This is a genomic window from Blautia sp. HCP3S3_B11, from assembly GCF_052064435.1.
Lineage (GTDB): Bacteria > Bacillota > Clostridia > Lachnospirales > Lachnospiraceae > Blautia_A.
In genome coordinates, this window is the sequence record NZ_JBQHVP010000001.1 from 200,223 (window position 1) to 213,829 (window position 13,607).

The 13,607-nt window shown below is 42.3% G+C and carries 6 protein-coding genes; 2 read left to right on the forward strand and 4 right to left on the reverse strand.

Features of this window, described 5'->3' with window-relative positions; genetic code table 11:
• Positions 1 to 50: 50 nt before the first annotated feature.
• The 4 genes from gltB to purF all read right to left on the reverse strand — a co-directional run bounded on the left by gltB (position 51) and on the right by purF (position 8,983).
• Positions 51 to 4,604: a glutamate synthase large subunit gene (gene gltB, locus ACTNC0_RS00940; RefSeq protein ID WP_441085972.1), complete on the reverse strand. Its 4,554-nt coding sequence runs from the start codon at positions 4,602 to 4,604 to the stop codon at positions 51 to 53.
• Positions 4,605 to 4,678: 74 nt separating this feature from the next.
• Positions 4,679 to 6,286, reverse strand: a complete 1,608-nt coding sequence (locus tag ACTNC0_RS00945; RefSeq protein ID WP_441085974.1) for a CTP synthase — start codon at positions 6,284 to 6,286, stop codon at positions 4,679 to 4,681.
• A 495-nt stretch (positions 6,287 to 6,781) separates the two neighbouring features.
• Positions 6,782 to 7,009: an HPr family phosphocarrier protein gene (locus ACTNC0_RS00950; RefSeq protein ID WP_441085975.1), complete on the reverse strand. Its 228-nt coding sequence runs from the start codon at positions 7,007 to 7,009 to the stop codon at positions 6,782 to 6,784.
• 549 nt (positions 7,010 to 7,558) lie between these two features.
• Positions 7,559 to 8,983, reverse strand: a complete 1,425-nt coding sequence (gene purF, locus ACTNC0_RS00955) for an amidophosphoribosyltransferase (protein ID WP_117846050.1) — start codon at positions 8,981 to 8,983, stop codon at positions 7,559 to 7,561.
• Between the two features lie 428 nt (positions 8,984 to 9,411).
• On the opposite strand from purF, the gene ACTNC0_RS00960 reads away from it, so the two are divergent.
• Together ACTNC0_RS00960 and ACTNC0_RS00965 are read left to right on the forward strand one after the other, a co-directional pair.
• The gene (locus ACTNC0_RS00960; protein WP_441085976.1) at positions 9,412 to 11,511 is read left to right on the forward strand and encodes a glutamine synthetase III family protein; all 2,100 of its coding nucleotides are present in this window, start codon (positions 9,412 to 9,414) and stop codon (positions 11,509 to 11,511) included.
• A 364-nt stretch (positions 11,512 to 11,875) separates the two neighbouring features.
• Positions 11,876 to 13,588: an ammonium transporter gene (locus tag ACTNC0_RS00965; RefSeq protein WP_441085978.1), complete on the forward strand. Its 1,713-nt coding sequence runs from the start codon at positions 11,876 to 11,878 to the stop codon at positions 13,586 to 13,588.
• Positions 13,589 to 13,607 lie beyond the last annotated feature (19 nt).

The window sequence follows — 13,607 nt, forward strand, 5'->3', positions numbered from 1 at the left end:
TTCCTCCTTTTCACCACATATACTGTGGCAATACTGATCTTAAATTATTATCAATGCTTAGCGCCAATACTTTCGTAGAACGCTTCCATCTGTGCCTGCTGACTGTTCAGACCTTTTTCTTCCAGTTTTGCACTTAAAGTAATCATCTTCTTGTACTCATTTGGAATGAGTTTCTTAAAGTGCGGCAGATAATAATCAAAGTCGGCCAGAACTTTCGCACCGAGTTTGGAACCTGTTGCTTCTACATGAGCTTCAATCAGGTCGCGAAGTTCTTTTTTGTCATATTTGTTTTCCACTTTTTCGATGGAAATCATGGCTTTGTTCAGGTTCTTGTAAAGAACATTATCCACATCAAGTACATATGCGATACCGCCGCTCATACCTGCTGCAAAGTTCTTGCCAGTCTTACCAAGTACGACTACGCGGCCACCTGTCATATATTCACAGCCGTGCTCTCCTACGCCTTCTACAACTGCGGATGCACCGGAGTTACGGACTGCGAAACGCTCACCTGCAACACCATTGATAAATGCAGTACCACTGGTTGCACCGTAGAGGGCAACATTACCTACAATAATATTCTCTTCTGCTTTGTATGCAGCTTTCTCCGGAACCTTCAGGATCAGTTTACCACCGGAAAGTCCTTTTCCGAAGTAATCATTGCTGTCACCGGTCAGTTCCAGTGTAAGTCCTTTGGGGATAAATGCACCGAAGCTCTGTCCGCCGGCACCGTTGCAGTGTACAGTTATGGTGTCATCTGCAAGTCCGTTTTTATTCTTTCTGGTAATCTCTGCACCAAGGATGGTTCCGAATGTACGGTCAATGTTTGTCAGGTTTACAGAAAGCTCTGTTTTCTGACCTTTATTGATTGCATTTGCGCATTTCTTAACCAGAACTTTTTCATCCATGGTTTTTTCCAGTTCGAAATTATATACAGCCTTCGGGTCAAAGGTAACTTTCTGATCTTTGCCTGCAAATGGATTGTTCAGGATTGCACTTAAATCTACTTTACCCTGATGTGGTTCCGCTACATTGTCTGTCTGAACCAGAAGATCTGTACGTCCAACCATTTCGCTGACTGTACGGAATCCCAGTTTAGACATATACTCTCTTAATTCCTGTGCGATAAAGCGCATGAAATTCTCTACATATTCCGGTTTTCCTTTAAATCTTTTGCGAAGTTCCGGATTCTGTGTTGCCACACCTACCGGGCAGGTATCCAGGTTGCATACACGCATCATTACACATCCCATGGTTACGAGAGGAGCTGTTGCAAAACCAAATTCCTCTGCACCCATCAATGCTGCGATTGCAACGTCACGACCACTCATAAGCTTACCGTCAGTCTCAATGCGTACACGATTTCTCAGCCCATTTTTGAGCAGTGTCTGATGTGTTTCTGCAAGTCCCAGTTCCCATGGAAGTCCAGCATTGTGGATAGAACTTCTCGGAGCTGCACCTGTACCTCCGTCATAACCGGAAATCAGGATCGTCTGTGCGCCTGCTTTGGCAACACCTGCTGCAACTGTGCCCACGCCTGCTTCAGATACCAGTTTAACAGAAATATCTGCATATTTATTTGCATTCTTAAGGTCATAGATTAACTGTGCCAGGTCCTCGATAGAATAGATATCGTGGTGCGGTGGCGGGGAGATCAGGCTGACACCCGGTGTAGAATGACGGGTTTTGGCAATCCATGGATATACCTTCTTTGCAGGAAGATGTCCACCTTCACCAGGTTTTGCACCCTGTGCCATCTTAATCTGGATTTCTCTTGCAGATACAAGGTAACGGCTGGTTACACCGAAGCGTCCGCTGGCAACCTGTTTGATTGCGGAACATCTGTCGTTGCTGCTTCCTGCGGAATCCAGTCTCTCATCACTTTCACCACCCTCACCTGTGTTGGATTTTCCATGCAGATGGTTCATGGCGATTGCCAGTGTCTCATGTGCTTCCTGTGAAATGGAACCATAGGACATGGCACCTGTCTTGAATCGTTTTACGATCTCGTCTACACTCTCTACCTCATCAATCGGAACCGGTGTCTCGGCATACTTAAAGTCCAGAAGTCCTCTTAAATTTCCGTGATTTTCTTTATCTACCAGATCTGTATACTGTTTAAACAGATCATAGCTTCCTGTCCATGTGGACTGCTGCAGAAGATGGATCGTCTGAGGATTATAACGATGTTCCTCACCCTGGCTTCTCATCTTGTGTGCACCTACACTGTCAAGAGTAAGGTCTGTAGGAAGTCCTAACGGGTCAAATGCTTCGGAATGAAGTTTCTCTACATTTTCCTCAATATCTGCCAGAGTGATACCACCTACACGGCTTACAGTACCTGTAAAGTATTTCTCGATCACATCAGAGGAAATACCGATTGCCTCGAAGATCTGAGAACCCTGATAAGACTGAATTGTAGAAATACCCATCTTGGAAGCGATTTTTACAATACCGCTTAATATTGCATGATTATAGTCATCTACTGCTGCATAATAGTCTTTATTTAACATATGGCTGTCAATCAGCTCATGGATTGTCTCAAGGGCAAGGTATGGGTTGATCGCACTTGCACCATATCCAAGTAATGTTGCGAAATGATGTACTTCTCTTGGTTCTCCGGATTCCAGAATGATGGCAAGGGATGTACTCTTTTTCGTCTTTACAAGATGCTGATGAACTGCGGATACTGCCAGAAGTGACGGAATCGGCATATGGTTTTCATCTACTCCCCTGTCTGAAAGAACAAGGATATTTGCACCCTCGCGGAATGCTTTATCTACTTCTACGAAAAGACGGTCGATCGCTCTCTCCAGTTTCGTACTCTTATAGTATAAGGTAGAAACTACTGCTGTCTTAAATCCTTCATGTTTAAAGTTCTTAATCTTCATCATATCTGTGTTTGTCAGAATCGGATTATTGATTTTTAATACCTGACAGTTCTCAGGTTTCTGCTCCAGAAGGTTTCCGTCTTTACCAACATAAACACTTGTGCTTGTAACGATTTCCTCACGGATTGCATCGATCGGAGGGTTAGTTACCTGTGCGAAAAGCTGTTTGAAATAGTCAAATAATGGTCTGTTCTGTTTGGAAAATACTGCCAGCGGAGTATCTACACCCATAGCGCCGATGCTCTCTGCACCATTTAACGCCATGTTTCTGATGGAAGTACGATACTGCTCATAAGTATAGCCAAATGCTTTCTGCAGGCGCGCTCTGTGCTCCGATGTGTATTCTTCCGGTCTTTCATTCGGGATCTTGATATCCTTTAACTGTACCAGATGGCTGTCGAGCCATTCACCATATGGCTGCATTTTTGCATAGCCTTCTTTAAGCTCGTCATCATCAATTACTTTACCTTTTACAGTATCTACAAGGAGCATTTTTCCAGGATGAAGACGCTCTTTTAATACGATTTTCTCTTCCGGAATCGGCAATACACCAACTTCGGAGGAAAGAATCATGTATCCGTCAGAAGTGATATAATATCTGGATGGACGAAGACCGTTTCTATCAAGAACTGCACCCATCACATCACCATCTGAGAAAAGAATGGAAGCAGGTCCGTCCCATGGCTCCATCATGGTTGCATAATACTGATAGAAATCACGTTTTGCCTGAGAAATTGTATCGTTGTTTGCCCATGGTTCAGGAATTGTGATCATCACTGCCAGCGGAAGTTCCATACCACTCATTACCAGAAATTCCAGTGTATTGTCAAGCATTGCAGAGTCAGAACCGTTTCTGTTTACAACCGGAAGCACTTTATGAAGCTGTCCTTCCAGATATGGGGATTCCATGTTCTCTTCTCTTGCAAGCATCTTGTCTGCGTTACCGCGGATTGTGTTGATCTCACCGTTATGTACCATAAAACGGTTGGGATGTGCTCTTTCCCAGCTTGGGTTTGTATTGGTACTGAAACGAGAATGAACCATAGCGATTGCAGATTCATAATCCGGACTCTGGAGATCTTCAAAGAATGTACGAAGCTGCCCTACCAGGAACATACCTTTATAAACAATCGTACGACTGCTCATGGAAACTACGTAAGTGTTATCATTACTCTGCTCAAACTCACGTCTTGCAATGTAGAGCATACGGTCAAACGGAAGACCTTTTTCCATATCTTCCGGTTTCTTGATAAATGCCTGCATAATGCATGGCATACATTCTCTTGCCTTATGTCCAAGCACTTCCGGAAATACCGGAACCTGACGCCATCCAAGAAGTTCCAGACCTTCTTTCTCAAGAATGATCTCAAACATCTTCTTTGCCTGCGCGCGTTTGATCTCGTGCTGTGGGAAGAAAAACTGTGCGATACCGTATTCTCTCTCATCTCCAATTTCAAATCCCTCTTTCTTACAGGCTTTTTTGAAAAATTTATGAGAAATCTGAAGAAGAATACCTACACCATCACCGGTTTTGCCTTCTGCATCTTTACCTGCACGGTGTTCCAGATGTTCTACGATTTTTAATGCGTTTGCAACAGTATCGTGGGTTTTCTTTCCTTTGATATTGACAACTGCTCCGATACCGCAGTTGTCATGTTCAAATTCAGGCCGGTACAGACCTTGTTGTTGCTGCTGTTCTCTCACTTCTTTCATAATCTCCTCATCCTTTCTATTTCTGCTGTTCTTCGCTTATTTTTTATTTCAAGTACACGAATGTGTTTGAGTAATTAATTACCTTTATAATCGACTGCCGCCTGGATAAATCCTCTGAATAAAGGATGTGCATGGTTCGGACGGGATTTGAATTCAGGATGTGCCTGGGTTCCTACATAGAACGGATGCCCTGCAATCTCGATCATTTCTACAATTCGGTTGTCAGGAGAAGTTCCTACAATATTCATTCCCTTCTCCTGAAGTTCTTTACGGAATGCGTTGTTTACTTCATAACGATGTCTGTGACGCTCATGAATCTCTTTCTTACCGAAGAGTTCATAGGATTTAGAGCCTTCTGCAAGGATACATGGGTAGCTTCCAAGTCTTAAGGTTCCACCGATATCCTCGACATCTTCCTGATCCGGCATCAGTGCGATCACCGGGTGTTTGGTATCCGGATTAAGTTCAATGCTGTTTGCATCTTCATATCCAAGTACATGGCGGGCAAATTCTACGATTGCCATCTGCATTCCCAGACAGATTCCAAGGTATGGAATCTTATATACTCTTGCATACTGCGCTGCAAGAATCATTCCTTCTGTACCTCTGTTTCCAAAACCGCCGGGAACTAAAATTCCGTCTACATCATGAAGCTGCTGATCCAGATTTTTCTCTGTCAGCTCTTCTGAATCGATCCAGTCAAGCTCCACTTTTGCTCTGCAGGAAATTCCACCATGTTTCAATGCCTCTACCACACTGAGGTATGCGTCATGAAGCTGTGTATATTTTCCTACAATCGCAATTTTTACTGTTTTGTTTGGATTTCTCAGACTTTCTACCATCGCTTCCCAGTCGCTTAAATCCGGTTTCCTGTTTTCCAGTCTCAGACTTGAGAGAACGACATCTGCAAGTTTTTCTCTCTCCATTGCAAGTGGAGCTTCATATAAATATTCTACATCCAGGTTCTGGAGTACATGACTGACTGGCACATTGCAGAACAGTGCGATTTTTTCTTTAATCTCCTCTGTCAGCTCATGCTCACTTCTGCATACCAGTATATCCGGCTGAATTCCCATTCCCTGAAGTTCTTTTACACTCGCCTGGGTTGGTTTTGTTTTCAACTCTTCGGATGCTTTTAAGTAAGGAATTAACGTTACATGAATCAGAATTGCATTGTCATGCCCCACATTAAGCTGGAACTGACGGATGGCTTCCAGAAATGGCTGGCTTTCGATATCACCAACCGTTCCTCCGACCTCGATAATGGCAATCTTGTTTTCCTCCGGTGATTTGGCGCGGTAGAAACGACTCTTGATCTCATTTGTAATATGAGGAATTACCTGTACGGTTCCTCCGCCGAAATCTCCGTGACGTTCTTTCTGAAGAACGGACCAGTAAACTTTACCGGTCGTCACGTTGGAATTTTTGTCGAGGCTCTCATCAATAAATCTCTCATAATGTCCCAGATCCAGGTCTGTCTCTGTACCGTCATCTGTTACAAAAACTTCTCCATGCTGAATCGGGTTCATGGTTCCCGGGTCAATGTTGATATATGGATCAAACTTCTGCATGGTTACCTGGTATCCTCTCGCCTTGAGAAGACGTCCCAGGGATGCAGCTGTGATTCCTTTTCCAAGACCGGAAACAACGCCTCCTGTGACAAATACATACTTTACTGCCATTTTGATTTCCTCCTCCATCATCCTTTGTTTATAATGAAAAAGCGTCAGATGCAGTATTCAGAGGGCACTTGACCCATCTGATATCCTGCATCTGACGCCTTTGTCAGATCAACATATCCTAATCAATATGTGTTTTCCTTTATTTCAATCCACAGTCAGTAATTTCACAAAATCTGACTTGTCAGCTCACCGCTGATTGTGACTTGTCCTATGTCAATAGGAGATACCGATTTCTCTCTGCCCACCACTGCTTATTGTTCTTCGCAACCTCCGCAGGGGACTTACTTGATTCGGTTAAATCTTCTACATATAACTCATCGAGAGAAAAGAATACTCCTCACAGATGTCTCTTAAAAATATGCTATACTATAAAACATTTTTTTTCGTTTGTCAATAATGAAGTTTCATCTTTAATCAAAAAGACAGCTTTGAATTCTTTATTCTTCAAGTCTGTCTTTTTTGAAATCAATATTTACTTATGAGCAAAAACTCTCATTATACCACTGCAAACTTTTTCAAAGTACGATTGAATTCTTTGCTCTCACCATGGCAGTCTACAGTCAGAACCTTTGTCAGGTCAAGGCTGAGTACGCCAAGAATTGATTTGGCATCAATTAAAAATCTGTTATAATATACATCAACATCAAAATCGCATCTGGTTGCTGCGTTTACAAATTCCTGCACTTCTTCCGTTGCATTTAATTTAATCTTGCTCTGTGACATGAAAATCACCCTTTCTAAAGTTATGAGTAACTGTCCTGTATCTGTTGCTGCTGTACCATATATCAAAAATAATCAATACCTGACAATTACGGTTTCATTTTATGGATTGCACACATTATCTTCCTCATTGCGAATTTTGTCAAGTTATTTCATGTATGTAATTTTATCCACAGGAACGTTATTTTTATGTATTTAGTATATTTTCATCATATAATAAGCGTTATTTTTTGTCACTATTACTCACCCATCCTCTATATTGGTTATACCACTATGTGAGATTGATTCCATAATCTGTGACAAGTTTCTACAATTTTTCACGAAATAAATATTACTATTCACTCCGTTCTTAATAGTACGTTTTGTAAAGCATTGACATATGAACAACAATGCATGTATGTATCTAAAGTCTAAAACAAATTCTTTTTCTCTCCAGCTTTCTTTTAAGCATAAAAATATAGAGGCAGGTAATCCCACCTCTATCTATAAATCAGATTCACTACAACTGATGCAGTACACTGTCAGCACGCTGCACCTTTCAAATATGAATCATCAACATTTCACAATATCAGCAAACTCCGCATGACTATAATCCGGAATATCCATTGGATAATTTCCATCAAAGCATGCCTTGCATAATGGCAGACCGCCTGCCATTCCCTCCAGATAATCTGTCTGCATATATCCCAGAGAATCCGCACCGATCATCTTTCGGATTTCTTCTGTACTGTGACTTGCAGCGATCAGCTGGTCATTGGATGGAACATCGGTTCCAAAATAGCATGGATGCAAGAACGGCGGTGAACTGATACGCACATGAACTTCCTTTGCGCCTGCCTCTTTTAGCATATGAATCAGATTGGCAATCGTCGTTCCTCTTACGATAGAGTCATCCACCAGTACGATTCTCTTACCCTTGACAACCGATTCCAGTACGCTCAGTTTCAGATGTACACTGGACTCACGTTCTTCCTGCGTAGGTTTGATGAAAGTTCTTCCAATATAGCTGTTCTTATAGAAGGCAAAAGCAAACGGAATACCAGAAGCTTCTGAATATCCCTTCGCTGCCGGAAGTCCTGATTCCGGAACACCCGTTACGATATCCGCATCTACAGGATAAGACTTAGCAAGAGACTTTCCGCCACGGATTCTGGCATCATAAACCTTCACTCCGTCAATCGTACTGTCCAGTCTTGCAAAATATATATATTCAAATACACAATGGGCTCTCTTTGCAGTTGCAAGAGTCGCAAGTTCCATATTGGATTTCAGCCCATCTTTTGTGATCGTAAGGATCTCACCCGGCTCAATATCACGGACAAATTCCGCACTGACAGAAGTAAGTGCACAGCTTTCAGAAGCAACTACATATGTATTTCCTCTTTTTCCAAGACATAACGGTTTTAAACCATAAGGGTCACGAACTGCGATCAGTTTTCTCGGACTCATGACAACCAGGCCATAAGCACCTTTGATTTTTCTGGCAGTTTTTAATACTGCTTCCTCTACGGTCTTGGAATGTACACGCTCCCTTGCAATATGGAATGCAATAACCTCTGAATCTGTAGTCGTGTGGAAAATCGCTCCATTCTGAATCAGTTCCCATTTCAGCTCCGGCGTATTTACCAGATTTCCGTTATGTGCAAGTGCAAGAGTTCCCTTTACATATGATAAAACAAGCGGCTGTGCATTCTCGGCAACAGAAGCTCCTGTGGTAGAATATCTTACATGACCAATTCCGATGTCTCCTTCGTATTTACGGACAACATCCTGTCTGAGAACCTCGCTTACCAGACCGAGATCCTTATGAAACTTCACATTTCCACGTTCTCCCTTAGTATCAGAAACTGCAAGTCCGCAGGATTCCTGACCTCTGTGCTGCAAAGAAGTCAGTCCATAATATATAGACGGAACTACATTGCCGCCATCCAGGTCATAGATTCCAAAGACGCCGCACTCTTCTTTTATTCCAGCCATCTGATTTCCTCCGATTCTTTCAAATGTTCTTTTGTCTGACAGGTTTCAAATCCAAAAAATCTTATCGTGCAGGCACGAACAGCTTTTCGTCACTTAAACCCTGACATCCCAAATTATAATAATTGAAACAAATTTGTCAACCTATCCTTTTTTTGCCACATCTCAAAAATTTTTTCTGAATTTTTTCAAAAAAAGTGCTTGACATCTGTTTTCATTTCGTTTATAGTACAGCACATAAAGCAAAGGCGCTTTGGATTTGAGATGAGTCCAAGGCGCCTTTTTCGTTTTATACTTTTCGCTTTATAGAAAATTTTCGATGAGGAATTTTCTATGAGACGAAATCCGTTACAGATTTTATCGTGATCTGTAGCCGGACTACACATATTCATTTTATCAGCGAAATCACAAACCGAAAGGAGCGTACCTATATGGCACAGAATATCCCTGAACTGTACGGCAGCTTAGTTTTCAACGACAAAGTAATGCGAAGCAAACTGCCAAAAGACATGTACAAAGCATTAAAGAAAACAATCGAGAACGGCACACATCTTGAACTTGATGTTGCTAACTCCGTTGCAGTTGCAATGAAAGAATGGGCTACCGAAAACGGAGCTACCCATTATACTCACTGGTTCCAGCCAATGACAAACGTAACTGCTGAAAAGCATGACAGCTTCATTTCTCCTACAGGAGATGGACAGGTCATCATGGATTTCTCCGGTAAAGAACTTGTAAAAGGTGAGCCAGATGCTTCCAGTTTCCCGTCAGGCGGTCTTCGTGCCACATTCGAGGCAAGAGGATATACAGCATGGGATCCTACCTCACCGGCATTTATTAAAGATGGAACACTTTACATTCCTACAGCATTCTGTTCTTACAGCGGTGAAGCTCTTGATAAAAAGACTCCTCTCCTTCGCTCCATGGAGACACTTGATAAAGAAGCTACAAATCTTCTTCATATAATAGGAAATAAAGAAGTCAGACACGTCAATACAACCGTAGGTCCTGAACAGGAATACTTCCTGGTAGACAAAGAATTATATAAACAGAGAAAAGACCTTGTATTCTGCGGACGTACATTGATTGGTGCCCCTGCTCCTAAGGGACAGGAAATGGAAGATCATTACTTCGGTGCTCTTAAACCACGTGTTGCGGCTTACATGCATGACCTGGACGTAGAGCTTTGGAAACTTGGTATTCCGGCTAAAACAAAACATAACGAAGTTGCTCCTGCACAGCATGAACTGGCTCCTGTATTTGATACCACAAACGTTGCAGTTGACCATAACCAGTTAACAATGGAAGTCATGAAGAAAGTCGCAGACAAACATGGTCTTGTATGCCTCCTTCACGAGAAACCTTTCGAGGGAATCAATGGAAGTGGTAAACACAACAACTGGTCTATGATTACAGACACAGGTGTAAACATCCTTGATCCAGGCAAAACACCTGCTGAGAATACACAGTTTCTGATTTTCCTGACAGCTGTTATCAAGGCTGTTGATGAATACGCAGATGTACTTCGTATTTCTGTAGCAAGTGCCGGAAATGATCACCGTCTTGGCGCAAATGAGGCTCCGCCTGCTGTTGTATCCGTATTTCTTGGCGATGAGCTGACAGAAATCTTAAAATCTATCGAAAATGGTGAATACTTTGCAGGAAGCCGCGCTGTCCAGATGGATATCGGTGCAAAAGTACTTCCTCATTTCGTAAAGGATAATACAGACAGAAACCGTACTTCACCATTCGCATTCACAGGAAACAAATTCGAGTTCCGTATGCTTGGATCCGAGGCTTCTGTCGCCAACCCGAACATCATCTTAAATACTGCGGTTGCTGAGTGTGTACACCAGTTTTCAGAACAGTTAAAAGATGTTCCGGATGACAAGATGGACGATGCAATCCATGAACTGATCAGGAAAACAATCACAGATCACAAACGCGTTATCTTCAATGGCAACGGATATACCGACGAATGGATTGAAGAAGCCGAAAAGCGTGGTCTTTACAACCTGAAATCCACACCGGATGCTCTTCCACAGTGGATCGCAGATAAGAATATTGAACTCTTTACCAAATATCATATTTTCACAAAAGAAGAGATTGAGTCCCGTTATGAGATTTGGCTGGAAACTTATTCCAAGATTCTTAACATTGAGTCCAATACTATGGTTGAAATGGTACAGAAGGACTTCCTTCCATCTGTATTTGCATACATCGATAAGATTGCAGCTACTGCTGTTGCCAAGAAGTCAGTTGTCGCAGATGTAAGCACAGCTTCCGAAGGAAAACTGATCAAAGAGCTTTCACAGCTTGCCGACGAGATTTCCACAGGTCTTGACACCTTAAAGGCAGACACAGCAAAAGCTCTGGCTACCGAAGATCCTCTGGCAAATGCAAAAGCATATCAGACAGTTGTTCTCTCCGATATGGAAACACTGAGAAAATCTGTAGATGCTGCAGAGGTTCTGATTCCGGATGCACTGCTTCCATATCCTACATATGATAAGCTTCTGTTTTCCGTATAATTGCAGAATCAAGGAATCTGCAAAATAACGGAGCAATCCGTAGAAATCAGATATCTATCAGGTAATAACAGGGGAATATCCTTATGAACTCTACTTCATAATTCATTATCGATTTCCTCATCCATTAATCACACGATATACGGATATTCCCTTGTTTTACATATAATTAATTGTAGCTTTTATGCATTACATAACAGATAACCCGCATCTTTTTGCATCAGATATGTTCTGCACTATAAAGCCAATAAAATTAAATATGGATTTTATATTCGCAAAAGCGCGATGAACCTGCAAAGATCAGGACATCGCGCTTTTTTATTTATATAAAATATGAGGAAATTTTTTATGAAGGAGGAATATTATTATGGAATTTTCCGCAGTAAACACAATATGGGTGCTGGTTGGCGCCGCGCTGGTCTTCTTTATGCAGGCCGGATTCGCAATGGTAGAAACAGGCTTCACAAGAGCCAAAAACGCAGGTAACATTATCATGAAGAACCTAATGGACTTCTGTATCGGTACTCCGGTCTTCTGGCTGATCGGTTTCGGTCTGATGTTTGGTACAGGTAATGGTTTTATCGGAAAGATCGGTGGTATCGCTTCTGAAGCAAACTACGGTACAGGAATGCTTCCTGACGGAGTTCCTTTCTGGGCATTCTTAATCTTCCAGACAGTATTCTGTGCAACATCCGCAACGATTGTTTCCGGTGCAATGGCAGAACGTACAAAATTTCTTTCCTATTGTATCTACAGTTTCATGATCAGTCTTGTTGTTTATCCTGTATCCGGACACTGGATCTGGGGCGGCGGCTTTATCAGTCAGATGGGCTTCCATGATTTCGCTGGTTCCTGTGCAGTACATATGGTAGGTGGTGTAGCAGCCCTGATCGGTGCTATTATCCTTGGACCTCGTATCGGTAAATATACAAAAAACGGCAAATCAAAGGCAATCCCAGGCCACAACCTGACTGTTGGTGCTTTAGGTGTATTCATTCTCTGGTTCTGTTGGTTTGGTTTCAACGGCGCTTCCACTGTCAGCATGGAAGGTGATGCTATCGTAAGTGCAGGTAAAATCTTTGTTACTACAAACCTTGCAGCAGCTGTTGCAACTGTAACTGTTATGATCATCACATGGGTCCGTTACAAAAAGCCAGATGTTTCCATGTCATTAAATGGTTCTCTTGCAGGTCTTGTAGCAATTACAGCCGGATGTGATACCGTATCTCCTACATCCGCAGCAATCATCGGTATTGCTTCTGGTTTCATTGTAGTATTTGGTATTGAATTTATTGATAAAGTTTTAAAAATTGATGACCCTGTCGGTGCTGTTGGTGTTCATGGTTTAAACGGTGCATTCGGTACTCTCGCTGTCGGTCTTTTCTCTGATGGTGCCGGTACTGGCTGGAAAGGACTTCTCACAGGCGGTGGTTTTCATGGATTTGGCGTTCAGTTCACAGGTATGATTATTACGATCGCATGGGTCGTTGTTACTATGACAATTATCTTCCAGGTCATCAAACACACTATCGGTCTCCGTGTTTCTCCTGAAGAAGAAATCGCAGGTCTTGACTCCAAAGAACATGGCCTTGCAAGTGCATATGATGGTTTCGCAATGGCAGGCGTTCCGACTCCTATGGGAACTTCTGTAAAAGCTCCTGTTGTTACCCCCAGACCATCTGCTCCTGCTGAATCTGTACCGGAACTTCCAAAAGAAGGAGTTCACAAACTTACAAAAGTCGTTATCATCACACGTCAGAACAAACTTGATGAGTTTATGCAGGCAATGAATGAGATCGGCGTTACCGGTATCACAATCACAAACGTTTTAGGATGCGGTGTACAGAAAGGTGCTCCTGCTTACTACCGTGGTGTTGAGATGGAAATGAATCTTCTTCCGAAGATCAAGATTGAAATCGTTGTCAGCCTCGTACCTGTTAAGAAAGTCATTGAAACTGCAAAAGCTGTCCTTCACACAGGTGAGATTGGTGATGGTAAGGTATTCGTATATGATATCGAAAATGTAGTGAAGATCCGTACCGGAGAAGAAGGTTATCTCGCTCTCCAGGATACTAAATAAGCCTCCACTCATAATAAAT

Coding starts and splice junctions, on each gene's coding strand:
- gltB (WP_441085972.1), bottom strand. CDS start 4,604: ATGAAAGAAGTGAGAGAACAGCAGCAACAACAAGGTCTGTACCGGCCT.
- ACTNC0_RS00960 (WP_441085976.1), top strand. CDS start 9,412: ATGGCACAGAATATCCCTGAACTGTACGGCAGCTTAGTTTTCAACGAC.
- ACTNC0_RS00945 (WP_441085974.1), bottom strand. CDS start 6,286: ATGGCAGTAAAGTATGTATTTGTCACAGGAGGCGTTGTTTCCGGTCTT.
- ACTNC0_RS00965 (WP_441085978.1), top strand. CDS start 11,876: ATGGAATTTTCCGCAGTAAACACAATATGGGTGCTGGTTGGCGCCGCG.
- ACTNC0_RS00950 (WP_441085975.1), bottom strand. CDS start 7,009: ATGTCACAGAGCAAGATTAAATTAAATGCAACGGAAGAAGTGCAGGAA.
- purF (WP_117846050.1), bottom strand. CDS start 8,983: ATGGCTGGAATAAAAGAAGAGTGCGGCGTCTTTGGAATCTATGACCTG.